At 56.1% G+C, this 24450-nt stretch carries 20 protein-coding genes; 5 read left to right on the top strand and 15 right to left on the bottom strand.

Annotated features, from left to right (window positions below; genetic code table 11):
* Nucleotides 1-145: 145 nt before the first annotated feature.
* The 3 genes from ACX8ZY_RS05590 to trmJ form a co-directional block, all read right to left on the bottom strand.
* Nucleotides 146-1306 (bottom strand): IscS subfamily cysteine desulfurase, encoded by a 1161-nt coding sequence (locus tag ACX8ZY_RS05590; RefSeq protein WP_421665267.1) that lies wholly within the window; start codon nt 1304-1306, stop codon nt 146-148.
* An 88-nt stretch (nt 1307-1394) separates the two neighbouring features.
* A complete protein-coding gene (gene iscR / locus ACX8ZY_RS05585; protein ID WP_010257591.1) occupies nt 1395-1892 on the bottom strand; it encodes a Fe-S cluster assembly transcriptional regulator IscR in 498 nt (165 codons plus the stop codon).
* 130 nt (nt 1893-2022) lie between these two features.
* Nucleotides 2023-2775 carry a tRNA (cytosine(32)/uridine(32)-2'-O)-methyltransferase TrmJ gene (gene trmJ / locus ACX8ZY_RS05580; RefSeq protein WP_010257594.1) on the bottom strand — a complete coding sequence of 251 codons (753 nt, stop codon included), beginning with the start codon at nt 2773-2775 and terminating at the stop codon, nt 2023-2025.
* Between the two features lie 132 nt (nt 2776-2907).
* Between trmJ and suhB the strand changes: the two genes are divergently transcribed.
* Complete coding sequence (gene suhB / locus ACX8ZY_RS05575; RefSeq protein ID WP_008926709.1) at nt 2908-3711, top strand: inositol-1-monophosphatase; 804 nt, start codon at nt 2908-2910, stop codon at nt 3709-3711.
* Between the two features lie 63 nt (nt 3712-3774).
* On the opposite strand, the gene ACX8ZY_RS05570 is transcribed toward suhB, so the two are convergent.
* From ACX8ZY_RS05570 to ACX8ZY_RS05560, 3 genes are all read right to left on the bottom strand, one after another.
* Entirely contained in the window at nt 3775-4788 is a 1014-nt protein-coding gene (locus ACX8ZY_RS05570; RefSeq protein WP_010257601.1) for a TIGR04086 family membrane protein, read from the bottom strand.
* A 204-nt stretch (nt 4789-4992) separates the two neighbouring features.
* The gene (locus tag ACX8ZY_RS05565; protein ID WP_208443343.1) at nt 4993-5973 is read right to left on the bottom strand and encodes a nickel/cobalt transporter; all 981 of its coding nucleotides are present in this window, start codon (nt 5971-5973) and stop codon (nt 4993-4995) included.
* Nucleotides 5964-6590, bottom strand: a complete 627-nt coding sequence (locus ACX8ZY_RS05560) for a DUF1007 family protein (protein WP_421665266.1) — start codon at nt 6588-6590, stop codon at nt 5964-5966. Before ACX8ZY_RS05560 ends, ACX8ZY_RS05565 begins: the two co-directional genes overlap by 10 nt.
* A 155-nt stretch (nt 6591-6745) precedes the next feature.
* Between ACX8ZY_RS05560 and csiE the strand changes: the two genes are divergently transcribed.
* On the top strand, nt 6746-8014 hold the full coding sequence (gene csiE, locus ACX8ZY_RS05555; RefSeq protein ID WP_010671313.1) for a stationary phase inducible protein CsiE: 1269 nt from the start codon (nt 6746-6748) through the stop codon (nt 8012-8014).
* Here the strand turns inward: csiE and ACX8ZY_RS05550 are convergent.
* Both ACX8ZY_RS05550 and glyA read right to left on the bottom strand, forming a co-directional pair.
* Nucleotides 7996-9144 carry a 3-phenylpropionate MFS transporter gene (locus ACX8ZY_RS05550; protein WP_033772425.1) on the bottom strand — a complete coding sequence of 383 codons (1149 nt, stop codon included), beginning with the start codon at nt 9142-9144 and terminating at the stop codon, nt 7996-7998. The genes csiE and ACX8ZY_RS05550 overlap by 19 nt on opposite strands.
* Nucleotides 9145-9272: 128 nt before the next feature.
* The gene (glyA, locus tag ACX8ZY_RS05545) at nt 9273-10526 is read right to left on the bottom strand and encodes a serine hydroxymethyltransferase (protein ID WP_010257616.1); all 1254 of its coding nucleotides are present in this window, start codon (nt 10524-10526) and stop codon (nt 9273-9275) included.
* 327 nt (nt 10527-10853) lie between these two features.
* On the opposite strand from glyA, the gene hmpA reads away from it, so the two are divergent.
* Complete coding sequence (gene hmpA, locus ACX8ZY_RS05540; protein WP_124890208.1) at nt 10854-12038, top strand: NO-inducible flavohemoprotein; 1185 nt, start codon at nt 10854-10856, stop codon at nt 12036-12038.
* A 66-nt stretch (nt 12039-12104) separates the two neighbouring features.
* Here the strand turns inward: hmpA and glnB are convergent, their stop codons facing one another.
* From glnB to purL, 5 genes are all read right to left on the bottom strand, one after another.
* Nucleotides 12105-12443 carry a nitrogen regulatory protein P-II gene (gene glnB, locus ACX8ZY_RS05535; protein WP_003848647.1) on the bottom strand — a complete coding sequence of 113 codons (339 nt, stop codon included), beginning with the start codon at nt 12441-12443 and terminating at the stop codon, nt 12105-12107.
* Between the two features lie 184 nt (nt 12444-12627).
* Nucleotides 12628-13962: a two-component system response regulator GlrR gene (gene glrR / locus ACX8ZY_RS05530; protein ID WP_010257627.1), complete on the bottom strand. Its 1335-nt coding sequence runs from the start codon at nt 13960-13962 to the stop codon at nt 12628-12630.
* Nucleotides 13962-14630: a two-component system QseEF-associated lipoprotein QseG gene (qseG, locus tag ACX8ZY_RS05525; protein ID WP_033788051.1), complete on the bottom strand. Its 669-nt coding sequence runs from the start codon at nt 14628-14630 to the stop codon at nt 13962-13964. The genes glrR and qseG overlap by 1 nt, the downstream gene beginning before the upstream one ends.
* A gap of 3 nt (nt 14631-14633) precedes the next feature.
* On the bottom strand, nt 14634-16061 hold the full coding sequence (locus tag ACX8ZY_RS05520) for a sensor histidine kinase (protein ID WP_064690323.1): 1428 nt from the start codon (nt 16059-16061) through the stop codon (nt 14634-14636).
* Between the two features lie 579 nt (nt 16062-16640).
* The gene (gene purL / locus ACX8ZY_RS05515) at nt 16641-20528 is read right to left on the bottom strand and encodes a phosphoribosylformylglycinamidine synthase (RefSeq protein ID WP_137230154.1); all 3888 of its coding nucleotides are present in this window, start codon (nt 20526-20528) and stop codon (nt 16641-16643) included.
* A gap of 267 nt (nt 20529-20795) precedes the next feature.
* Between purL and mltF the strand changes: the two genes are divergently transcribed.
* Complete coding sequence (gene mltF / locus ACX8ZY_RS05510) at nt 20796-22262, top strand: membrane-bound lytic murein transglycosylase MltF (RefSeq protein WP_033758659.1); 1467 nt, start codon at nt 20796-20798, stop codon at nt 22260-22262.
* Here the strand turns inward: mltF and tadA are convergent.
* Together tadA and yfhb are read right to left on the bottom strand one after the other, a co-directional pair.
* Entirely contained in the window at nt 22259-22750 is a 492-nt protein-coding gene (tadA, locus tag ACX8ZY_RS05505; RefSeq protein ID WP_421665265.1) for a tRNA adenosine(34) deaminase TadA, read from the bottom strand. The genes mltF and tadA overlap by 4 nt on opposite strands.
* A gap of 63 nt (nt 22751-22813) precedes the next feature.
* Nucleotides 22814-23452 carry a phosphatidylglycerophosphatase C gene (yfhb, locus tag ACX8ZY_RS05500; protein WP_010257641.1) on the bottom strand — a complete coding sequence of 213 codons (639 nt, stop codon included), beginning with the start codon at nt 23450-23452 and terminating at the stop codon, nt 22814-22816.
* Between the two features lie 154 nt (nt 23453-23606).
* Between yfhb and ACX8ZY_RS05495 the strand changes: the two genes are divergently transcribed.
* On the top strand, nt 23607-24446 hold the full coding sequence (locus ACX8ZY_RS05495) for a MurR/RpiR family transcriptional regulator (RefSeq protein ID WP_010257643.1): 840 nt from the start codon (nt 23607-23609) through the stop codon (nt 24444-24446).
* Nucleotides 24447-24450 lie beyond the last annotated feature (4 nt).

The raw sequence follows: 24450 nt of genomic DNA, 5'->3' as shown, positions 1-24450 counted from the left end.
CGTTATCTGTTTCATCCAGCCTGATTGTTATAACGGCTTTAATAAGATGTTAAATATAATTCGCAGAGAGACCTGATAACAGATTCCGTCAGGTGTTGCCAGCGAAGTGCAAATATAGGCGCAATTTCCGGACTATGACCGGATATCAGGATTTCATTAAGGCCCGCAGACGGGTCACTGATTTCTGCACCAGGGCAATGGCGTAGTCGATCTCTTCCTCGGTTGTGAAGCGTCCCAGCGAGAAGCGCAACGAACTGTGCGCCAGCTCTTCACTCAGGCCCATCGCCCGCAATACATAGGAAGGCTCCAGGCTGGCGGAGGTACAGGCCGAGCCGGAAGAGAGCGCCAGATCTTTCAGCGCCATGATCAGTGATTCACCCTCAACGTCAGCAAAACTGAGGTTAAGAATGTTCGGTGCGCTCTGATGCAGATCGCCATTGAGGGTGACGTCGGGCAGTGTGCTGATGCCCTGCCACAGGCGATTGCGCAGAGTCTGCAGTCGCGCCATCTCGGTTTCGCGCTCTTCTGCTGCGATACGATACGCCTCGCCCATGCCGACAATCTGATGCACCGGCAATGTCCCGGATCGCATACCGCGTTCATGTCCGCCGCCGTGGATCTGCGCAGCAATCTGCACACGCGGTTTACGCCGGACATAGAGTGCGCCGATGCCTTTCGGGCCATAGAGTTTATGGGCAGAAAAGGACATCAAATCAACCGGTAACTGGCTGAGATCGATAGGCAGCTTGCCGACGCTCTGGGTCGCATCCACATGAAACAGAATCTCACGTTCGCGGCAGAGTTCGCCAAAGGCGGCGATATCCTGAATCACTCCGGTTTCATTATTAACGTGCATCAGGGTGACTAAAATCGTGTCGTCGCGCAGCGCCGCACGCAGCTGGTCAGGCGAGATAATGCCGTTAGCCGCCGGGGTGAGATAAGTGACAGCAAAGCCTTCACGCTCAAGCTGCTGGCAGCTATCAAGCACCGCTTTATGTTCTGTCTGGCTGGTGATGATATGTTTGCCGCGCGCCTGATGGGCGTGAGCTGCACCTTTAATCGCGAGGTTATCGGATTCAGTGGCGCCAGAGGTAAAGATGATTTCACGCGGATCGGCATTGACCAGTTCGGCGATATGATTACGCGCAACATCAACCGCTTCTTCAGACTGCCAGCCAAAACGGTGCGATCGCGAGGCCGGATTACCGAACGTGCCATCCAGCGTCAGAAACTGCATCATTTTGCTGGCCACACGCGGATCGGCCGGCGTGGTGGCGGCGTAATCCAGGTAAATCGGTAATTTCATTGCGCTACAGCTCCGTATAAAAAATCATACGTCTTTATAGCAGATTCGGCCCTGACCGCGTTAGCAGTAAGGGCCGCAACAGCGGGGATTACGAGGCGCGTTGGTTGACGTTAATTTCCTGCGTGCGCGGGCTCTGGAAGCGACGATTATCAATCGCATTCTGACGATCGGCTACATCCAGGATCTCCTGATTATTCACCAGCTCAGCCAGTGTAATATTGTTCAGGAAGTCACTGATACGCACGCTCAGATCGCGCCACAGCACGTGAGTCAGGCAACGCTCGCCGCCCTGGCAGCCTTCTTTACCCTGACATTTGGTGGCATCAACAGACTCATCAACGGCGGTGATCACTTCACCGACAGAGATGGTATTAGACGCTTTACCCAACAGATAACCGCCGCCCGGACCACGTACGCTGGACACCAGCTCATTTTTACGCAATCGGGAGAATAACTGCTCCAGATAGGAGAGCGAAATGCCCTGACGCTCTGAAATATCAGCCAGCGGGACCGGGCCTTCATGGGAGTGAAGGGCAACGTCCAGCATTGCAGTAACGGCATAACGTCCTTTGGATGTCAGTCTCATAGCGTACGACCTCAATAGCGTCCGGTTATCGGAGGATTAGCAACAGATGCTCTGAAGTCTGCCATTCCCGAGTAAATTGGTCAACTATTTAACCTGGTAAATTAGTCAGGTATTTAACCTGGTAATTCACTCAACTATTATCTGCTTCTTTTTTATCGTTTTTTCGCTTTTCAAACGACGAAAGCATGCCGCGCAGGATGTTCAGTTCATCGCGTTCCGGGCGGGCACGGGTGTAAAGACGACGCAGTTTGCTCATCACCTGGCCAGGATTGGCTTCACGGATAAAGCCGCTGTTCAGCATCATCTGTTCCATATGCTGATAGAAGCGCTCCAGGTCATCCACCAGCGGATAAGGTGACTCTTCATACTGTGGCGGCGGGCTGGCCTGCTCCTGCGCCTGTAACCATGCCATGCGCACTTCATAGGCGATAATCTGTACGGCCATCGCCAGATTCAGCGAGCTGTATTCCGGGTTTGCCTGAATTGCGACGTGATAGTGGCACTTCTGCAACTCGTCATTGGTCAGGCCGACACGTTCACGACCAAAAACCAGCGCAACCGGTGCCTGCTGGCCCTCTTCCACGCTTTTCACGCCACATTCGCGCGCATCCAGCATCGGCCAGGGCAGCGAGCGGGAACGTGCGCTGGTGCCGACCACCAGACTGCATCCGGCAATGGCCTCATCCAGCGAGTCGACAATTTTGGCGTCGCCGATAACGTCGCTGGCACCGGCCGCGAGTGAGATAGCCTGTGAGTCAGGCTTGACCAGCGGATTAACCAGATAGAGGTTGGTTAAGCCCATGGTTTTCATGGCGCGCGCAACGGAGCCCATGTTACCGGTGTGAGAAGTCTCGACCAGCACGATACGAATATTTTGCAACATGATTAGGGATACTCAGAAACGGGTCAGTAAAATCAGTAGAGAGAATATTAACATAAAGCAGGACATTTACCGAACACGCTGCTATACTCCGCGCCGTTTTCCCCGTTCTTTAACATCCAGCGAGAGATACCGATGCATCCAATGCTCAACATTGCCGTGCGCGCAGCGCGCAAGGCCGGAAATTTAATTGCCAAATATTATGAAACCCCGGACGCCGTCGAAGCCAGCCAGAAAGGCAGCAACGACTTCGTAACGAATGTTGACCGCGAAGCAGAACGCCTGATTATCGAAATTATTCGTAAATCTTACCCGAAACATACCATCATCACTGAAGAAAGCGGTGAACTGGCGGGCGAAGATCAGGATGTTCAATGGGTTATCGATCCGCTGGATGGCACATCAAACTTCATCAAACGTTTACCCCACTTTGCTGTTTCTATCGCTGTGCGCATTAAAGGCCGCACCGAAGTCGCCGTCGTTTACGATCCAATGCGCAATGAACTCTTCACCTCTTCACGCGGTCAGGGCGCTCAGCTGAATGGCTATCGTCTGCGTGGCAGCACGGCCCGCGATCTGGATGGCACCGTTCTGGCGACCGGCTTCCCGTTCAAAATGAAGCAGCACGCGCCGGCTTACATGAATATCATGACCAAACTCTTTACCCAGTGTGCTGACTTCCGCCGCACCGGTTCTGCTGCGCTGGATCTGGCCTATGTGGCTGCCGGTCGCGTAGATGGCTATTTTGAGATTGGCCTGAAGCCGTGGGATTTTGCGGCGGGGGAACTGCTGGTCCGTGAAGCGGGCGGTCTGGTGACTGATTTCACCGGCAACCACGGCTATCTGCTGTCAGGTAACCTGGTCGCGGGTAACCCACGTGTGGTGAAATCGATGCTGTCGAACATGCGTGATGAGCTGAGCGAAGCGTTAAAACGCTAAGTCTCAGTACAGAAAAAGGCGGCTTCTCAGCCGCCTTTTTTATTGCCTGTTACTCAGTGATGATTAACGACGTTCGTGTGACAGCACCTGACGAGGCTGAGTACGACGACCTACCATACCCATCACACCTGCCAGCACCGCTTCGATGATCAGCAGAATCAGGGCATACCAGCTCGCTTTCGCAGTCGCGGCAGCGGCTTTTTCACCGGCTTCACGCGCTTTCTGTTCAGCCTGCTGTTTCAGTTCCTGATACTTCTGAACGGCCTGCTGATAGCTCTGTTCAGTTTTGGCCACGATCTGATCCACTTCCTGATCGCTTTTGCCGGTGCGCGCTTTGATAATATTTTTCAGCGCATCACGATCGGCTGCCTGCAGGGTATCGGAATGACGATCCATCACCCCTTTTAACCAGTTAGCCAGATCAGTATCCGCTGTCTGTGGATGGTTTGCGGTGTTGTTAGCCTGGTTTTCAGCATTCTGCGCTTCTTTATTTGCATCCTGCTTTAAATTCTCTGGCTGTAATTCCGGTTTCCCGGTCTGGCGTAAAGTCGTTTCCAGTTCGTTCTGCAGGTTATCTAAATTAATATTACTCTCCTGCAGTTTGTCTTTTGCCATTTGGGTAACGGATGGCGCAGCGGCGGAAATACCACTACCCAGCGCCTGGAAGCCTGAGCCCACAATATTCATCGCGCCGCCTAATACACTGGTCGCCAGCGCAATAGCCAGGTAAATAGTGAAAATTGTGCTAAGGCCAAACATCAGTAAACCGTGCAGTGCGCCTTCGCGCTGAGCCAGTCGGCCTGCAACATAACTACCTGCAGCCATCGCGACCAGCATTTCAATGGCAGTCCAGACCAGCGCGCCTGTGCCCAGGCCGTCGAGTGGATTCTGTTCTTTCATCGGATCAATGGTTGTTGCACCAATGGCGGTTCCCAGCAGCGTCAGAATAATGTGAACGATCAACGCACAAATGACACCGGCAAACACGGCGCTCCAGGAAATACGTTTTAACGGCAATCCAGCAGGCCCGGTCGCCAGCGTTTCGGTGTAGCCATTATTAATACGGGTATCAGCCATGAAATATACTCCTCGCAATAAACAGAAAGCGGTCTTGATCTTTTATCATCCCGACGGCGGAATGCCGTTTTGGTATTATCAGCGTAGACAGGGAATAGTCATTTCACCACTAAACCAGCCAGAGAAAAAAATAAAGAGATGAATTCAGAGATAATTAACGAAGAGAAGAGCGCAGCGGCAATTTTATTTCCGCTGCGCTTTTATTCAGAAAGGTCGAATTCCGCCACCCAGCGTCATCTGCGCTGACTGCCATAGCGCGATACCCGCTACGATTAAAATCAGGCTGCCGGTTAAGGCCAGCGCGGGGATCAGCAGTCGCGTCATGCCTGCGGCAACGCCAGGCTGTGCCAGCCGTTGTGCCACCGTGCGCGCCTGCTGAACCAGCAGGCCAATCGCCGAAATGGTCAGTGCCGTGCCCAGCGCCATCACTGCAGCAGAGATAACCCCCCAGCCATAGACACCAATCACTTTGGCAAACAGCAGCATCATAATCGCGCCGGAACAGGGACGTAATCCCATCGACACCACCACCAGCAGCTGGGTTTTCACGCTGAGATTGCCGCTCATCTGCTGCGGTGTCGGAAGATGCGCGTGTCCACATCCGCACTGATCGTCATGCTGATGGTGAGGTTTGAAGGCGCGAAATACCGGGGCCGGACGCGGACGCAATGTCCGCCACAGCGAACGCAGCGCCCGATAACCGATCATCACGCCCAGCCCGATCACCAACAGATAACTGCCCTTCTCCAGCCAGAAACTGCTGAGATGCAGCTGTCGCGATGACGTTTTCAGTAGTACCAGCATCACCGTCACCAGGGCAATCGCCACCGAACCCTGCAGCAGTGAGGCGAGCAGCGTCAGCCTGATACTGGTTTTCACTCTGGTGGGATGGGTTGCCAGAAAGGTCGCGATCACCACTTTGCCATGGCCCGGCCCCAGCGCGTGCAGTACGCCATAAAGCAGGCTGAATATCACCAGCGAAATGCCTGCCTGGTGGGGCTGCTCCGCAACCTGCTGTAGCAGCTGAGTCATCTGCCGATGCAGATCTTTTTGCCACAGTACGCTCTGCATCAGAATCTGCGGCCAGTAGAGCCAGACCAGCAATGCGCTGCTCAGCAGCACGCCCGCCATCAGCCACAGCGGCCAGAGGCGGGAAGCCCGTAACGGTGTGGAGATTACTGACATGTCAGTATCACCGTCTGGGCAAACTGGCGGCCTAAATCCATCTCCTCTGCAGGCGCGTCGGCTTTATCCAGCGACAGCGCATACTGCTTAAGTGAATCATTGGGCTTTGGCGTGTTCAGCGCGAACTTGCAGCGCGCCTGCAGCGCCGTCGGCAGCGTTAACGCACCGGGATTGTCATAGAACATATCGACGAAATAGGTGGGATCAAAAGTCAGGATCTCAAAGCGCTGCCCGGTCAGCTTCGGGGGTTCCGCCAGCGGCAGAATAAATTCCAGCACCGCTTTATGGCCGTTACGTGACAGGTTGTATTCGGTTGGCAGATTCAAAAACTTTACCCGCTGTTGGTTGTGCCAGATTTCAGAAAAGTAGTGCTGGCCCAGCACGTTCGCCATCACGCCTGCCGCCAGCTTCTTCCACACCACGCTGCCTGGTTTCGCCTCGCCCGCGTCGTAAAGCAGATCGGCGGAGGTAATCTCATCCATGGTCCAGGTCATCTTTAATCCGGTAAAGGTTTCATCCTGCGCCACCAGTTCGGTTTTCATATCGATGAAGCTGTGAGGATGTGCCATTACAGCCGGACTTAAGACCATCAAGAGGGCAAAGAGTGTGCGTTTCATAATGTTATAAAGTAACGTTCCCGATGAAAAGAATCTATAAGTAACAAAATTTTGTGACCCGCCTTAAACCTCCGGCAAATAAACCGCGTAAACCGCGCAGGCGCTGACGGGGTTGACTATTCTTAGCTCAAAATAGCCTGCTGGAAACCTGATTGATGAGTTCTGCTACCCCTTTGGCACCACTCTTCACCCGCTCACAGCGTCAGTGCCATCTTTTATTGCTGCTGTTTCTGCCGACACCCGTGCTTACGCTTGAAAAAGTCTGCCAGCTGAATGGCGTCGATCCTGCTGTTGCCCGACAGGATATCGCGGATGTGGGCCTTGAGATACAGCGATATCACCAGCTGGAATTGCATCAGATGGTTGATGGCAGCTTTCGTCTTCATGGCACAGAGTTGGATCGGCGCCTCTGTCTGCTGCACAACCTGCGACGCAGTTTGCGTTTATCGCAGGATTTCGTCTGCGACCATTTTGCAGCTCCCCTGCGTCAGCGCCTGAAGGTGATGAAGATTGAGAAGGCGCTGTGGGATGAGACCAATTTACAGGCGCTGATCCAGCACTGTAGCCTGCGTCTGAAGCGCGATTTCAGCGAACGCGACCGGCTTTTTCTGCAGATTTTCATGAAATATGGATTGTGCCAGCGCCAGCCGGTGCTGTTCAGTGAAGCGCAGTGTCACTGGCTGCAGCAGAAGGCTGAGCGGCAGGCTGCCGAGGATGTGATTCACCACTGGCGCAAACGCTGCCACCTTGCGCCGCCCGTCAGTGAAACCGACTTCTGGACACTGCTGTTCAGCCAGATACATACGCCTGTCGTGGATGCGATTGCCCATCCTGCTGAGCAGCAGTTAATGGCTGCGACCCAGCAGTTAATTAATGACTTTGAACGGTGTGCCGACATCACTTTTGCTGATCGCGACGAGCTGCTTAACCAGCTCTATCCTCATCTGGCACAGGCGCTGGATCGCACCCACTTCACTATCGGCATCGACAACAGCGTGGCGCTGGATGTCAGCCGCCTCTATCCCCGCCTGTTGCGCACCACTCAGCAGGCGCTGCAGGCGTTTGAGCAGCAATACGGGATTGCGTTCAGCCCGGAAGAGGTGAGCTTAATTACCGTTATTTTTGGTGCCTGGCTGATGCAGGAGAATGCGTTGCAGGAGAAGCAGGTGCTGATTCTGACGGGTGACGATACCGATCTGGAGCAGGATGTGGAGCAGCAGATCCGGGAGATCACGCTGCTGCCGATCAATATTACCTATCAGGACGTGAAACAGTTTCAGCGGGATGGCGCACCGCGGGATGTGGACATCATCATTTCGCCCTACCCCACCTCGCTGCCACTCTTCTCCCCGCCGCTGGTGCATGCGGAACTGCCGCTGACGTTACACCATCAGCAGCGGATTCGTTATTTACTGGAGTCGTAGCCGGGACGCAGAAATAGCGCGGGCAGCGCCACCAGTGCCATCACCCAGAACAGATGCCCCTGCAGATGAGCGAACAGCACGCCGCAGATCATGGTCATTATCGCAATGCCACCCCCCATCGCCAGCGCGGAATAGAGCGACTGCAGACGGATCACTTCCGCTCCCTGACGCGCCGCAATAAAACGCATCGCCGCCAGATGACAGACGGTGAAGCTGCCACAGTGGAGGATTTGCGCCACAATCAGCAGCGGCAGCGCGGTAGTGGCGCCCATCAGACTCCAGCGGATCAACGCACAAATGCCCGAAAGCAGCAGCAGATCGCGCGCGCTCCAGCGGCGGAACAACCGGTTGCTCAGGGCAAACACGACGATTTCGGCCACCACGCCCAGCGACCAGAGATAACCCACCGTGGAGGCGGAATAGCCACTCTCCTGCCACCAGATAGCACTGAAGCCGTAATAGGCGGCGTGCGCACCCTGCAGCAGTGTTACGCAGAGCATAAATCGCCATACCGCATTCTCACGCAGCAATTCACGCCACACCTGCCAGCCGCCGCCCGCCGCGCCCTGCCGTTCATTACCCTGTGGCTGGGTGGCGGGTGACAGCATCATGCCTGCCAGCATAGAGATGACGCCGACGGAAAGCAGCAGCAGAATGGCGTTTGAAGAGTAAGCACTGACCAGCACGCCGGTTAACGCCGAGCTGATTACAAAGGCCAGCGAACCCCACAGCCTGACCGGCCCATACGCCAGCCCTATCTGCTGTGTCCAGGTGGCGGCCAGCGCATCGCTGAGCGGGACCAGCGGCGAGAAAAAGAGGTTAAAGCCGATCATGACCGTCAGCAGCCACATCCACTGCTCACCCACCCAGAAACCGGCAGCGAACAGGCAGGTCATCAGCGCCAGCAGACGCAGCGCCGTAATCAACCGTGAAGGATTTTTGACCTGAGAAGCGATAAGCAGACTGCCGACAAAGCGTGCCACCATGCCACAGCCGAGCAGCAGGCCAATCTTTTCAGCATCAAGACCGGTGCCTTTCAGCCACACGCCCCAGAATGGCAGATAGATGCCGTAACAGAAGAAGTAAGTGAAGTAGCCCAATCCGAGCCATCTGGCGGAGCCGATTGCCATATTCCCTCCAGCAAGAGTGCTGCCTGGCAGCATGAGTGGGCGCTACTCTGGCAGAGCGCCGCAGGACAGGCAATAAAAAAGGATGGCTGATGCCATCCTTTGTATGCTGTCTCACAACAGGTTAACGATTAAGCGTAGACCGGCAGACGGCTGCAGATTTCCAGCACTTTCTTTTTGGTGCGCTCAATGGTCGCTTCGTCATTGACGTTATCCAGCACATCCGCGATCCAGCCAGCCAGCTCACGCACGTCCGCTTCGTTGAAGCCACGACGGGTAACAGCTGGCGTACCGATACGGATACCGGAAGTGACAAACGGGCTTTTCGGATCGTTAGGCACGCTGTTTTTATTAACCGTGATGTTGGCACGGCCCAGCGCCGCATCCGCTTCTTTACCAGTCAGGTTTTTGCTCACCAGATCGATCAGGAACAGATGGTTATACGTGCCGCCAGAAACGATGTCATAGCCACGCTCAATCAGCACCTCAACCATCGCTTTGGCGTTTTTTGCCACCTGCTGCTGGTAGGTTTTGAATTCCGGCTCCATCGCCTCTTTGAACGCAACCGCTTTACCAGCGATAACGTGCATCAGAGGACCGCCCTGACCGCCAGGGAAGACAGCAGAGTTCAGTTTCTTATAGAAATCTTCGTCGCCGTTTTTCGCCAGAATGATACCACCGCGCGGACCCGCCAGCGTTTTGTGAGTGGTAGAGGTCACGATGTGCGCATGCGGGATCGGACTCGGGTAAACGTCTGCAGCAATCAGGCCGGCAACGTGTGCCATGTCCACAAACAGCCATGCACCTACGCTATCCGCGATTTCGCGCATTTTCGCCCAGTCGCAAACGCCGGAGTAAGCTGAGAATCCGCCAACGATCATTTTTGGCTTGTGGGTTTTCGCCAGTTCAGCCAGTTCGTCGTAGTCAATTTTACCGGTCTCATCGATACCGTAAGCCACAACATTATAGAGTTTGCCCGACAGGTTAACCGGTGAGCCGTGAGTCAGGTGTCCACCGTGCGCCAGGTTCATCCCCAGAATAGTATCGCCCGGCTGCAGCAGCGCGGTGTAAACCGCAAAGTTAGCCTGTGAACCTGAGTGTGGCTGCACGTTAGCGTAATCGGCACCAAACAGTTCTTTTGCGCGATCGATCGCCAGTTGCTCAACGATATCAACGTACTCACAGCCGCCGTAGTAGCGTTTGCCCGGATAGCCTTCAGCGTATTTATTGGTGAGCTGAGAACCTTGTGCCTGCATAACACGCGGGCTGGTGTAGTTTTCAGAAGCAATCAGTTCAATGTGCTCTTCCTGACGCACTGTCTCCTGCTCCATCGCCTGCCACAACTCGGCATCGTAATCGGCAATGTTCATATCACGCTTTAACATCCGGATCTCCTGACTCAGCTAACTTTCTGACGGTATTTACCCCCCTTCAGGGGCGAAGGCCCACAGTGTAAACCGTTTTAACAGGTGAAGGTAGGGTGAACCTCCTCTTTTTACGCAAACGATTGGCTGGCTACTGGCAGGGCTTTTTTACACCTTTTCACCCTGTTCAGACGCCACAATTTTTCTTCAGGATGTGACGGCGGTTTCTCAGGATGCACCAAAAAGTTGCCACTTTGACAACCGGGAAATTTATCGGGTTATTTACACCACAGGCGAGACGGCTATAAGATGCATTTAAAATACATCTTTAAATGAGAGGCCGCTTTTATGCTTGATGCACACACTATCGCCACGGTTAAATCGACCCTGCCTGCCATCGCCGCCTGTGGTCCTGCGCTTACCGCACACTTCTATGACCGTATGCTGTCGCACCATCCTGAACTCAAAAATGTTTTCAATATGAACAACCAGCGCAATGGCGATCAGCGTGAAGCGCTGTTCAACGCCATTTGCGCCTATGGCGCGAATCTGGAGAACCTGGCCGTGCTGCTGCCTGCGGTGGAAAAGATTGCACAGAAACATACCAGCCTGAATATTCAGCCTGCGCAATACGCCATCGTCGGTGAAAATCTGCTGGCAACCATTAAAGAGCTGCTGAATCCGGGTGAAGAGGCGCTGGCAGCCTGGGGCCGGGCCTATGGCGTACTGGCAGATGTGTTCATTAATCGCGAAGAGGAGATTTATCAGGCGACGGAGCAGCAAACCGGTGGCTGGCGCGGCACTCGTGCGTTTCGCATCAGTGCTGTTGAGCAGCAGAGCGAGGTGATTAAAAGCTTTACCTTCAGTCCGGTAGATGGCGGCCCGGTAGCGGCCTTTAAACCGGGTCAGTATCTGACGGTGCATCTGCAGCCCGCCAGTTTCGAACATCACCAGATTCGCCAGTACTCGCTTACTCACCTCAGTAATGGCAAAGATTACCGGATTGCGGTGAAACGTGAAGCGCAGGGCACCGTCTCCGGCTGGCTGCATCAGAATGGCAAAGTGGGTGATGAGCTGATGCTGGCCGCACCGCATGGCGACTTCTTCCTTGAGGTCGATGCTGCAACCCCGGTGGCGCTGATATCCGCGGGCGTGGGTCAGACGCCGATGCTGGCCATGCTGCATGCCCTGGCGGCCCGCCAGCACCGCGCGCCGGTCAGCTGGCTGCACGCAGCAGAGAACGGCAAACAGCACGCATTTGGCCCGGAAGTGATAGCTACGGGCGCGCAGCTCACCGATTTCGTCAGTCAGGTCTGGTATCGCGATCCCGCCGCTGAAGATGCCGGTCGCTATGACGCGCAGGGTCTGATGGATATCACCGCGATCTCCGCACGTCTCGCCTCACCCGACACCCACTTCTACCTCTGCGGTCCGCTGCCCTTTATGCAGCATGTGGTGGCGCAACTGCGTGATGCCAGCGTGGCAGATACACGCATTCATTACGAACTTTTTGGACCTCATAAAGGCATGTGATTGAGCGATAAAAAAAGCCCGCAGCGCGGGCTTCTTTATGCTGATAAAGAGCTGATAAAGATATAATCAGATCGCCTCTTCATCCTCTTCGCCAGTTCGGATGCGCACCACGCGCGCCACGTCGAAGACAAAGATTTTACCGTCACCGATTTTGCCGGTCTGCGCAGTGCGCATAATGGTCTCGACGCAGGTATCAACGATATCGTCGCCCACCACCATCTCGATTTTCACTTTAGGTAAAAAGTCGACCATATACTCTGCGCCGCGGTAAAGCTCGGTGTGCCCTTTCTGGCGGCCAAAACCCTTTACTTCACTCACGGTCATCCCGGTGATGCCGACTTCCGCTAAGGCTTCACGGACATCATCGAGTTTGAATGGTTTGATAATCGCATCAATCTTTTTCATGTCAGACCCTTTTTCACTCCCTCCATGGTCAGAGGGTTTATCAAGTATAAATGTTGCTGGCGCTGTCGGGCGGTAATATCCGGGATTCTTCAGGTTGCCGCAAGCGCTGCCAGATTATGCTGACCGCACCCATTCTGATTCGGGCCTGAGCAGGCAACCTGCCGGTATCACTCCGCAGCCTCCGCTACTCTTTGAAATCACTGGCATCCAGCTCATGACGAGACAGCAGCTTATAGAACTCCGTGCGGTTGCGTCCAGCCAGACGTGCGGCATTGGTCACATTGCCTTTGGTCATCTGCAACAGCTTACGCAGATAGTTCAGCTCAAACTGATTGCGCGCCTCAGCAAAGGTCGGCAAAGCGCTGTTCTCACCGCTTAACGCCTGCTCCACCAGCGCATCGCTGATCACCGGCGATGAACTCAGCGCCACACACTGCTCAATAACGTTAACCAGCTGACGCACGTTGCCCGGCCAGCTGGCCGCCATCAACCGCTTCATCGCATCAACGGAAAAACTGCGGATCTGCGGTTTATGCCGTTCCGCCGCCTGACGCAACAGATGATTAGCCAGCAGCGGAATATCTTCAGTGCGCTGATGCAGCGCCGGAATCTTCAGGTTCACCACATTAAGACGATAGAAGAGATCCTCACGAAACTCCTTTTTCTCCATCGCCTTCGGCAGATCGCGATGCGTGGCTGAAATAATGCGCACGTCAATCTCAATATCATGATCGCTGCCCAGCGGCCTGACCTTACGCTCCTGCAACACCCGCAGCAACTTAACCTGTAGCGGTTGCGGCATATCGCCAATCTCATCCAGGAACAGCGTGCCACCACCTGCAGTTTTAAACAGACCATCACGGGCACTGACTGCGCCGGTAAAGGCCCCTTTGGCATGCCCGAACAGCTCTGACTCCAGCAACTGCTCCGGCAGTGCGCCACAGTTAATGGCGACAAAGGGCTTGCCGTTTCGCGGGCTGGCAGCGTGAATCGCCTGAGCCAGCATCTCTTTACCGGTGCCGCTCTGCCCGTTAATCAGCACGCTGACGTCCGACTGCGCCACCATATGTGCCTGCTCCAGCAGCCGCAACATCAGCGGGCTGCGGGTGACGATCGCTTCCCGCCAGCGGTCATCGCTGACCGGCGCCTGCTGAGCCAGTGCTTCATCAATCGCTTTGTAAAGCGCATCTTTATCCACCGGCTTGGTCAGGAAGCTGAAGACGCCCTGCTGCGTGGCGGAAACTGCGTCCGGGATTGAGCCGTGTGCCGTCAGGATAATCACTGGCAGACCGGTGTGGCGTTTCTGGATCTCGCCAAACAGCGCCAGACCATCCATCTCATCCATCCGCAGATCGCTGATCACCAGCTCGATTTTTTCTTTCTGCAGCAGACGCAACGCTTCGGGTCCGCTGGCCGCGGTGGTGACCTGATAACCTTCGCTGCGAAGACGCATGCCCAGCAGCTTCAGCAGGCTGGGATCGTCATCCACCAGCAGCAGTTTTGCCGCTTGTCTGACCATTATTGCTCCTCATCCTGCGGCAGCGCAGTGCCATGGCCGCTGTCAGACACATCCGGGGCTTTCCGCGATGAAAGCTGGCGCTCAATATCAGTAAGCCGCTCCAGCTTATGCTGCGTGTCGCTGAGCTGCTGCTGTTGTTTAACCATCTGCTGGCGTATCGCCTCCAGCTGGGTATCGCTGCTCTGTTGCAGATGAACATAACGGGTGCGCGCTTCACTCAGGTCGAGCTGCGCGGCCTGATTACTGCGCCACAACTGGAACAGCGGACGCACAGACTGCGGGAAATCGCTGCTGTAGCGATCCAGGGTTTCAACATAGCGACGACGCTCCACTGGCGTCACGTTGCCGTTCGACATCAGCACGCCCTGCTTGAAGGCGCGCGACCAGCTCTCAACCGGCCAGCGGTGAGCTTCGGCTCGGGCCTCGGCGGGGGAAAGGCGTTCAGCACAATCGATCGCCCGCATCCAGTAGAGGGGATTACTCAGTGCCGCACTATTCTCTATCGTCCACAGGTCACTGCAGCGGGTCGCCAGGTAATCAGCCACGCTGACCTCGGGTTCCGCTACCTGATGGCCTGACGGCAGGGATGAGGTGGCCGGGGAGGTCGTACATCCGCTGAGCAGCAGCGTGGTCAGTGTGCTCAACAGCAAAGCGGGTAAATATTTCATCAGTCAGACATTCCCGGCTGTGGTGTTCAGTTCAATTCGAAAACAGACGTCAGCCTGCTCGCAGGAGACCAGCGTCAGGTCGCCATGCATCCGGCGCAGGCAATCTTTGGCAATACTCAATCCCAGCCCGCTGCCTTTTACCGGCCCTTTGCGCTGCTGGCTACCCTGGAAAAAAGGTTCGAAAATCATTGCCTGCTCTTCCGGCGGGATCGGCGTACCGCTGTTCGCGACATCAATCCAGACCCGATCGCCCTGCTGCTGACTGCGCAGCCAGATGGTACCGGATTCGCTGCCGTAGTTCACGGCGTTCGAATAGAGATTATCGATGACCCGCATCAGTAACATCGGTTCGGCAAGGCAGTGACTGACCGCCAGATCGACAACCGTCTGCATGAGTTTGGCGCGCGCCGAGAGTGCATGTGCATTCACCACCCCCTCCACAATTTCCGCCACGCTGACCGGTTCCAGCTGGATCGGGCCATCTGCCAGTTTACGGTTGTAATCAAGCAGCTGTTCAATCAGCCGCTGCAGATGACGGCTGCTGCCGTCGAGGATAGTGACCACCTCTTTTTGATCGGCGTTCAGCGACCCGGCTACCTCGTCCGCCAGCAGTTCGGTGCCTTCACGCAGGCTGGCCAGCGGCGTTTTCAGTTCGTGAGAAAGATGGCGCAGGAATTCATGGCGCTGCGATTCCAGCCACTGAAGCCGTTCGCTGAGCCAGACGATGCGCTGTCCCAGCGAGCGTAACTCGCGCGGGCCGCGAAATGTCACGCTGTTACCCAGTTCCCGGCCTTCGCCAAGCCGGTTGATCATCCGCTCAATACGCTTGACCGGCCCGATAATCATGCCGGTAAACAGCGTCATCAACGCCAGACTGATGATAAACAGAATCAGCGCCTGCCAGCCAAAAAACTGGCCGCGATCGGCAATTTCGCGCTGCAGCTGAAGGCCGCGCGAAAACACCACTTCGCGCGTGTCCTGCACCATCTGCGCATTGGTGGCAGAAAAACGATCCAGCGCCTCTGCGGCAGGCGTAACCGGATTACCGTTATCGCACTTTAACGGTGTCAGCAGCGGCAACGTCGCCTGTAAAGTCTGGAATGCGGGCAGCTCGGGCAGGCTGGCGCTGTGCGAACTCAGCATCTGGCTGTAGCGGGTGTGCTGGGTCTGATAAAGGCGCGCCAGCGAGGCATCATCCAGCACGCAGTACTGGCGATAGCTGCGCTCCAGCTCAACCGCCGTTCGTGCCATCGCCTCACTTCTGCGAACATCGGTGAAGGTATTGCGGTTGGTATCCGCTGCCTGTTCGCTTAACGCAGAGAGACTTTCCCACGCCTGCCAGGCCAGCACCAGCAACGGCAGCAGCACCAGAACAAATGCCATCAGCACCAGCTGACGCAGAGAACGGGGAAATAAACGCCATTTTTTCACGCAGCCGCTTCCTTAAGATTTGCTGTCTGGATGCTAACGGACTCTGTCAGCGGAAGAAAGGTGTCGGCGGAAGAAAGGGGAACAAAAGAAAACGGCAGGCTCGATGGCCTGCCGCTGGCACGACGCGTGATGCATCGCGTAAAAATGGGTGGAGCCTTACTCAACGTTACGTCCGGTGTTTGATAACGCAAGCGATTATCGGTCAGTTGGACGGCAGGCTCCGTTTGGTGCGTCATTCGGGCTTTATGAGCTCTTCTCCGCTAAGCGGGGCAATCATAAACAGGTGAATGAGCAGCTGCATGAGTATAGCAAGTTCCATGCCAGGAAATAAATCATTATATTTTTCAGCAGATTGAATAAGCTTACCGGACAACTGTTGCGCAAAATCTGATTACAGTAAGTGAAAACTGTCTCCGCTGAGCGACATGAAATCGCGCCAGAGAGGCGCCCATTAAAAATCAACGAGATAGATGTCGCCAAAAAGAGACAGTACGACATGCTCATTGTCGCCATTTGCCAACAGAGCCACAAAAAAGAGCAGGAGGCACACTGGCCTCCTGCTCTTTTCAGCGGATTACATTAACCCAGCTGTTTACGCGCATTGCGGAAAATACGCATCCACGGGCTGTCTTCGCCCCACTCTGCCGGATGCCAGGAGTTGCTGACGGTGCGGAATACCCGCTCCGGATGCGGCATCATGATAGTGACGCGACCACTTTCATTAGTCACGGCAGTGATGCCGTTTGGTGAGCCATTCGGGTTAGCCGGATAGGTTTCTGTTACCTTGCCGAAGTTATCGACAAAGCGCAGTGCCACCAGCCCTTTCGACTCCAGCGCCGCCAGATGCGAAGCATCACGCACTTCAACAAAGCCTTCACCGTGCGAAACGGCGATAGGCATATGCGAACCGGCCATGCCGTCCAGCAACAGCGAGGGACTGGCGGCCACTTCTACCAGACTGAAGCGCGCTTCAAAGCGCTCAGACTGGTTACGCACAAAGCGCGGCCAGAGATCGCTGCCTGGGATCAGTTCACGCAGATTAGACATCATCTGGCAGCCGTTGCAGACGCCCAGCGCCAGGGTTTGCGGACGATGGAAGAAGGTTTCGAACTCGTCACGCACGCGCGGATTAAACAGAATCGATTTCGCCCAGCCCTCACCGGCACCCAGCACATCGCCGTAGGAGAAGCCGCCACAGGCGACCAGTGCCTGGAACTCTTCCAGACCGCGACGTCCAGCCAGCAGATCGCTCATGTGAACGTCAATGGCGGTGAAACCTGCCCGATCAAAGGCGGCGGCCATCTCTACATGGGAGTTCACGCCCTGCTCACGCAGCACCGCGACCCTTGGACGTGCGCCAGTGGCGATCATCGGGGCAGCAACATCTTCCTGCGGATTAAATGTCAGATTAACGTTCAGGCCAGGATCGCTGTCGTTTTTCTTCGCTTCATGTTCCTGATCGGCACACGCCGGGTTGTCGCGCAGACGCTGCATCTGCCAGGTGGTTTCCGCCCACCAGGTACGCAACGTGTTGCGGCTTTCACTGTAGACCGCACTGTCACCAGAACGGATCACAAAGCGATCGCCCGGCTGCGCGCTGCCCAGCAGATGCGTCGAGTCGGCAAGGCCGTGATCCGCCAGGATCTGCTCAACCACGGCGCGATCGGCGGCGTTGATCTGAATCACCGCGCCCAGCTCCTCGGTAAACAGGGAGGCCAGCGCATCGTTACCCAGCGAGGCGATGTCAACGTCGATGCCGCAGTGACCGGCAAACGCCATCTCGGCCAGCGTCACCAGCAGACCACCGTCGGAACGATCGTGATAAGCCAGCAGTTTCTGCTCAGCCACCAGCGCCTGGATGGCATTGAAGAAGCCCGCCAGCTGAGCGGCATCGCGCACGTCGGCAGGTTTGTCGCCAAGCTGACGATAAACCTGTGACAGCGCGGTTGCGCCCAGCGTATTCGCGCCGTTGCCCAGATCGATCAGCAGCAGCAGGTTATCCTGATCGGCCTGCAGTTGTGGCGTGACGGTGCGACGGACATCTTCGACGCGGGCAAAAGCGGTAATCACCAGCGACAGCGGTGAGGTCATTTCGCGCTGTTCGCTGCCTTCCTGCCAGCGTGTTTTCATCGACATCGAATCTTTACCGACCGGGATGGTGATCCCCAGCGCCGGGCAAAGCTCTTCGCCGACCGCTTTCACCGCCGCATATAAACCGGCATCTTCACCCGGATGACCGGCTGCGGACATCCAGTTTGCAGAAAGCTTCACACGCTTCAGCGAACCAATATGGGTAGCCGCCAGGTTGGTCAGTGCTTCACCGACGGCCAGACGACCCGAGGCCGCGAAGTCCAGCAGCGCAACCGGTGAACGTTCGCCCAGGGCAAACGCTTCGCCGTGATAGCTGTCGAGGCTGGCGGTAGTCACTGCACAGTTGGCAACCGGGATCTGCCACGGTCCCACCATCTGGTCGCGCGCAACCATGCCGGTCACGCTGCGGTCACCGATGGTGATCAGGAAGGTTTTTTCCGCCACGGCAGGCAGATGCAGCACGCGGTTCACCGCATCGACCAGCGTAATGCCGTCACGCTGCAGGGCAGTACCCTGGGTCTGCTGCGTCACCACATCCCGCGTCATCTTCGGCGTTTTGCCCAGCAGGACATCAAGTGGCATATCGATCGGCTTATTACCGAAATGACTATCTTCCAGGCTCAGGTGCAGCTCTTCGGTGGCTTCACCAATGACCGCGAACGGTGCGCGTTCACGCTGGCAAATTGCCTCAAACTGCGCCAGCTGATCGGGTGCCACTGCCATCACATAACGTTCCTGTGATTCGTTACACCAGACCTCCAGCGGACTCATGCCTGGCTCATCACTCAGGATGTCACGCAGGTTAAACCGGCCGCCACGACCGCCATCGCTGACCAGCTCCGGCATCGCATTGGAGAGGCCGCCAGCGCCCACGTCGTGGATAAACAGAATCGGGTTCTCATCGCCCAGCTGCCAGCAGCGGTCGATCACTTCCTGACAACGACGCTCCATCTCCGGGTTATCACGCTGTACCGAGGCAAAGTCGAGATCGGCATCAGACTGACCCGAGGCCATTGATGATGCCGCGCCGCCGCCCAGGCCGATGTTCATTGCCGGACCGCCCAGCACCACCAGCTTCGCGCCTACGGTGATTTCACCTTTCTGCACGTGATCGGCACGGATATTCCCGATGCCGCCCGCCAGCATAATCGGCTTATGGTAGCCACGCAGCTCAGTGCCGTTGTGGCTGGTGACCTGCTCTTCATAGGTACGGAAGTAACCATTCAGAGCCGGACGACCAAATTCATTGTTAAATGCAGCACCGCCCAGCGGGCCATCGGTCATGATTTCCAGCGCGCTGACGATGCGGGCCGGTTTGCCGAAGTCCTCTTCCCACGGCTGTTCAAAGCCAGGGATACGCAGGTTCGATACGGAGAAACCGACGAGGCCCGCTTTTGGCTTCGAACCCCTTCCGGTTGCGCCTTCATCACGGATTTCACCACCGGAACCGGTCGCAGCACCGGGCCACGGCGAGATGGCCGTTGGGTGGTTATGGGTTTCCACCTTCATCAGGATGTGTGCGGCTTCCTGATGCCAGCGGTATTCGCTCTCTCCGGCGTCAGCAAAGAAGCGGCCAACCTCTGAGCCTTCCATCACAGCGGCGTTATCTTTGTAAGCAGAGAGCACGTAGTCCGGCGTCTGCTCCATGGTGTTTTTGATCATCTTAAACAGCGACTTTGGCTGTTTCTCGCCGTCGATAATCCAGTCGGCGTTGAAGATCTTGTGACGACAGTGCTCAGAGTTCGCCTGCGCAAACATATAGAGTTCAATGTCGTTGGGATTGCGGCCCAGTGCGGTAAACGCCGCCACCAGATAGTCGATTTCATCGTCGGCCAGCGCCAGACCCAGTGAGATATTCGCCTGAACCAGCGCCTGACGGCCCTCACCCAGCAGATCGACACTTTTCACCGGCTGTGGCGTGTGATGCGCGAACAGCTGTTCAGCCTGCGCCAGATCGCCGAAGACCGTTTCCATCATCCGATCGTGCAGCAGTGTGCCCAGCGTTTGCCACTGTGCTTCCGTCAGTTGTGGGGCCTGTACATAAAAGGCCAGGCCGCGCTCCAGGCGACGTACCTGCGGCAGGCCGCAGTTGTGGGCAATGTCAGTGGCTTTGGATGACCAGGGCGAAATGGTGCCGGGACGAGGCGTCACCAGCAGCAGACGCCCCTGTGGGGCATGTTCAGCGAGAGAGGGACCATATTTCAGCAGGCGCTGCAGACGGCTCTGTTCGTCAGCGCTTAAGGGCGTGCTGACATCAGCAAAATGGATGTACTCAGCGTAAATATCACTCACCGGCAGATGAGCGTCCTGAAAGCGGGTCAGCAGTTTGTTTACACGAAATGCCGACAGGGCGGGCGAACCACGCAGAATTTCCATTAATAAATCTCTCGTCAGGGCGCCGGGCGACGCTTCATTGGGCGCAACAGGGAAAACGGGGCGTATTATAGAGAAAGCGACCTCGCGACGAAACCGTTTGCGCACAATTTTTGGCGACCCGGATTTGCCTGAATTTTGCGCAAAAGCTGCTATAAAAGTTGCTCAGCGTGATTTTGTTGCGCAAAATGCCCCTCGCTCTGGGAGTTCAAAGAAGACAAATACTGCCTTTAAAAGACAGAGGCCTTAGAGCCAGCGAGAGATAACTATTTGAAACGCCTAAAATTTAATTATCTGTTTATCGGTCTGGTTGCCGTGCTGTTAGCGTTAGCGCTATGGCCATCCATTCCCTGGTATGGGGGTGGGCAGGACCAGATTTCACAGATTAAATCACGGGGAGTACTGCGTGTCAGTACTATCAATTCCCCGTTGACTTACTACACAGTGAACCAATCTCCGGCCGGTATGGATTATGAGCTGGCAAAACGCTTCGCCGATTATCTGGGCGTCAAACTCAAGGTGACAGTACGTCCCAACCTGAGCGATCTGTTTGACGATTTAGATGATGGCAAAGCCGATTTGCTGGCCGCGGGTCTGAACTACAACAGCGAACGCCTGACCCGCTATCAGACCGGGCCAGGCTACTACAACGTTTCGCAGCAGCTGGTCTATCGCGTGGATAAGCCGCGCCCTAAAAACCTCGGTGACTTAAAGGGGCGGCTGACTGTTGCGTCAGGATCGGCGTATCTGTCAACGCTGAAGAGCGCGCGGTCAAATCAGTACCCCGATCTGGACTGGGCGATCTCCACCGATCAGAGCCCTAAAGCCCTGCTGGAAGCGGTGGCAGACGGCAAGCTCGACTATACGATTGGCGACTCCGTGACCATCGCTCTGCTGCAGCGCATCTATCCGCAGCTGGCGGTGGCGTTTGACGTCACTGATGAAGAGCCGGTCACCTGGTATGTGCGGCACAGCGATGACGACAGCCTGAATGCCGCGATGCTCGACTTCTTTAACGGTATGGGTGAAGAAGGGGCGATGGCGCGGCTGGAGGAGAAATATCTCGGCCACGTCGGCACCTTTGATTATGTCGATACCCGCACTTTCCTGCGCGCCATCGATAACACGCTGCCTGACATCAAACCGCTGTTTGAGAAGTACGCCACCAGCATTGACTGGCGACTGCTGGCGGCAATCTCCTATCAGGAGTCGCACTGGAACCCGCAGGCCACCTCCCCTACCGGCGTGCGCGGCATGATGATGCTGACCCGTAACACCGCTGAGAGCCTGGACGTGGGCGACCGGACGGATCCCGAACAGAGCATTCGCGGCGGCAGTCAGTATCTGCAGGATATGATGGCGAAGGTGCCGCAGACCATCCCGGAAGATGAGCGCATCTGGTTTGCGCTGGCGGCCTATAACATGGGCTATGCCCATATGCTGGATGTCCGTAAACTCACTGCCCGCCAGGGGGGTAATCCAGATAGCTGGGCGGATGTGAAGCTGCGTCTGCCCATGCTGAGCCAGAAGCGTTACTACACCCAGACGGCTTATGGCTATGCCCGTGGGCATGAAGCCTATAACTATGTGGAGAACATCCGCAAATATCAGTTAAGCCTGGTGGGTTATCTGCAGGAGCAGGAAAAACGCCTGGCGCAGCAGGCTGAAGCACAACAAGCACAGGCCGAACTGGCCAAAGGCTATCCGGCGGTCGAACCGAAGATCGCCATGAATTAATCCTGGCGTTGCGCCTGACGCAGCGATTTTTTCTGCTCGCGACGCATACGGAAGAAGTCGCTCAGCATAGCGGCACACTCTTCAGCCAGCACGCCGCTCTGTAATTCAACCTGATGATTCATGCCGGGGTGCCCCAGCACATCGAGCAGCGATCCTGCAGCCCCACTTTTGATGTCGTGCGCACCGTAGACCAGCCGGCTGATGCGGCTGTGAACCATAGCGCCGGCGCACATCACGCACGGCTCCAGCGTCACGTAGAGCGTGGTATCCAGCAGACGATAATTTTCCAGTACTTTACCGCCCTGCCGCAACGCCATAATCTCCGCATGCGCCGTCGGATCGTGCTGGCCGATGGGCCGGTTCCAGCCTTCACCGATCACCCGGTCATTCTGAACCAGCACCGCACCCACCGGCACTTCGCCCTGCTCCCACGCCCGGCGCGCCAGGTCAAGCGCATGGCGCATCCAGTATTCATCTTGTTGTTTCATGCTGACCACTCCGGGCGACAGAAAAGCGGCGCATTATAGCGGTCTCACCGATCCTTTAGAAACTTATTCCAGCTGTTGCAGCTCACCTGCGGGTGTTACGCGCCAGCGATGCTGACAGAAAAACAGCAGCGGGTTGTCCTGTTTGCTGTCGCTATAGCCGCTGTAGAGCTGTAGCGGCGTGCCGATTTTCTCTTCCAGTTGTGCCACTTTCTCATGGCCGAGGCAGCGCATTGCCAGTACCCGCCCGCCCCAGCCGCGCTGCATCTGACTGGCAATCAGCTTCACGCGTGGCAGAAACGCGGAGTCGTAATAGACCTGCTCCACGAGAGACTGTGGCGATCCGGTGATGAGCCAGACGTCAGCATCATCACTGCCGAGATAATCGGTAAGGCGCTGCTGAACCACCGGAAAGGCTTTGACGCGCAGGCGGAACCACTGCGCAAATTCGGCTTCGAGTTGCAGCAGCGTCCGCTCAGAACGGCCAAAAGTAATAGACCAGAGCAGCAGGCTCATGGGCCAGCGTGCCGCCCGGCCTTTAAACAGCAAGCCGATACCCACTACCGGCAATAACGGCACCACCAGCAGCAGATTAAGCGGTCGGCGACGCAGCAGATAGCGCATAAAAGTGCCGAACATGTCCTGCTGGTGCAAAGTGCCATCCAGGTCAAAAAATACGACGCGACGTTGTGTTCCCCTGGTCAAACAACTCTCCTTCAGGCTGATTCTGGAATGATAAAGAGTAGTGTAGCCATCATCAGGCGCTACGGCGATGACTGTCATTTTTAATTCCGATGACTACAATGCCTGATGAATAGTTTATTCTTCACAGATTATCCCTGAATTACGAGGATTGGGCATGAGTTCATTGCTGCGCATTCGCCAGCTTTATCCACGTCTGGCATTGAACGAGCGTCGGCTGGCTGATTTTCTACTGTCGCAACCCGATCGGGCGCGCCACCTGAGTTCGCAAAAGCTGGCGGAAGAGTCTGGCGTCAGCCAGTCGAGCGTGGTGAAGTTTGCTCAGAAACTGGGATACAAAGGTTTTCCGGCGCTTAAGCTGGCCCTGAGTGAGTCACTGGCGGACAAAGATGCCATTACCGTACATAACCATATCCTCAGCGACGATCCCCTTAAAATGGTGGGTGAGAAGCTGCTGACGGAGAAACTCTCGGCAATACGCGCCACGCTGGATATCAACAGCGAAGAGAAACTCAACGATGTGTTACAGCTGCTGAAAAATGCCCGGCGTATTTTACTGGTGGGCATCGGCGCTTCGGGTCTGGTGGCGAAGGACTTCTCCTGGAAGCTGATGAAGATCGGCATCAATGCGGTGGCGGAGCAGGATATGCACGCCCTGCTGGCCAGCGTGCAGGCGATGGGGCCCGGCGATGTGCTGCTCGCCATCTCTTACACCGGTGAACGGCGGGAGATCAATCTGGCCGCGCAGGAGGCGGTTCAGGTGGGCGCCGATGTGGTGGCCTTTACCGGCTTTACGCCGAATACGCTGCAGCAGAGCGCCAGTTACTGTCTCTATACGGTGGCGGAGGAGCAGAGTACCCGCAGCGCGGCCATCTCCTCGACCACGGCGCAGCTGGCCCTGACCGATCTGCTGTTTATGGCGCTGGTGCAAAACGATCCGGAACGCGCGTCCAGTCATATTCGCCACAGCGAAGCGCTGGTGAAAAAGCTGGTCTGATCAG

This window comes from Pantoea sp. XAF26B01_ASV70, from assembly GCF_054512635.1.
The sequence above is the reverse complement of the archived record's forward strand: the minus strand, read 5'-3'. Positions and strand labels throughout refer to the sequence as shown.

Bases quoted from the DNA above. Each gene is read 5' to 3' on its own strand.
- qseG (WP_033788051.1), bottom strand. From the start codon at position 14,630: ATGAAATATTTACCCGCTTTGCTGTTGAGCACACTGACCACGCTGCTG.
- ACX8ZY_RS05550 (WP_033772425.1), bottom strand. From the start codon at position 9,144: ATGGCAATCGGCTCCGCCAGATGGCTCGGATTGGGCTACTTCACTTAC.
- glrR (WP_010257627.1), bottom strand. From the start codon at position 13,962: ATGGTCAGACAAGCGGCAAAACTGCTGCTGGTGGATGACGATCCCAGC.
- ACX8ZY_RS05495 (WP_010257643.1), top strand. From the start codon at position 23,607: ATGAGTTCATTGCTGCGCATTCGCCAGCTTTATCCACGTCTGGCATTG.
- ACX8ZY_RS05565 (WP_208443343.1), bottom strand. From the start codon at position 5,973: ATGTCAGTAATCTCCACACCGTTACGGGCTTCCCGCCTCTGGCCGCTG.
- trmJ (WP_010257594.1), bottom strand. From the start codon at position 2,775: ATGTTGCAAAATATTCGTATCGTGCTGGTCGAGACTTCTCACACCGGT.
- tadA (WP_421665265.1), bottom strand. From the start codon at position 22,750: ATGAAACAACAAGATGAATACTGGATGCGCCATGCGCTTGACCTGGCG.
- hmpA (WP_124890208.1), top strand. From the start codon at position 10,854: ATGCTTGATGCACACACTATCGCCACGGTTAAATCGACCCTGCCTGCC.
- ACX8ZY_RS05560 (WP_421665266.1), bottom strand. From the start codon at position 6,590: ATGAAACGCACACTCTTTGCCCTCTTGATGGTCTTAAGTCCGGCTGTA.
- glnB (WP_003848647.1), bottom strand. From the start codon at position 12,443: ATGAAAAAGATTGATGCGATTATCAAACCATTCAAACTCGATGATGTC.
- csiE (WP_010671313.1), top strand. From the start codon at position 6,746: ATGAGTTCTGCTACCCCTTTGGCACCACTCTTCACCCGCTCACAGCGT.
- suhB (WP_008926709.1), top strand. From the start codon at position 2,908: ATGCATCCAATGCTCAACATTGCCGTGCGCGCAGCGCGCAAGGCCGGA.
- purL (WP_137230154.1), bottom strand. From the start codon at position 20,528: ATGGAAATTCTGCGTGGTTCGCCCGCCCTGTCGGCATTTCGTGTAAAC.
- ACX8ZY_RS05570 (WP_010257601.1), bottom strand. From the start codon at position 4,788: ATGGCTGATACCCGTATTAATAATGGCTACACCGAAACGCTGGCGACC.
- ACX8ZY_RS05590 (WP_421665267.1), bottom strand. From the start codon at position 1,306: ATGAAATTACCGATTTACCTGGATTACGCCGCCACCACGCCGGCCGAT.
- glyA (WP_010257616.1), bottom strand. From the start codon at position 10,526: ATGTTAAAGCGTGATATGAACATTGCCGATTACGATGCCGAGTTGTGG.
- iscR (WP_010257591.1), bottom strand. From the start codon at position 1,892: ATGAGACTGACATCCAAAGGACGTTATGCCGTTACTGCAATGCTGGAC.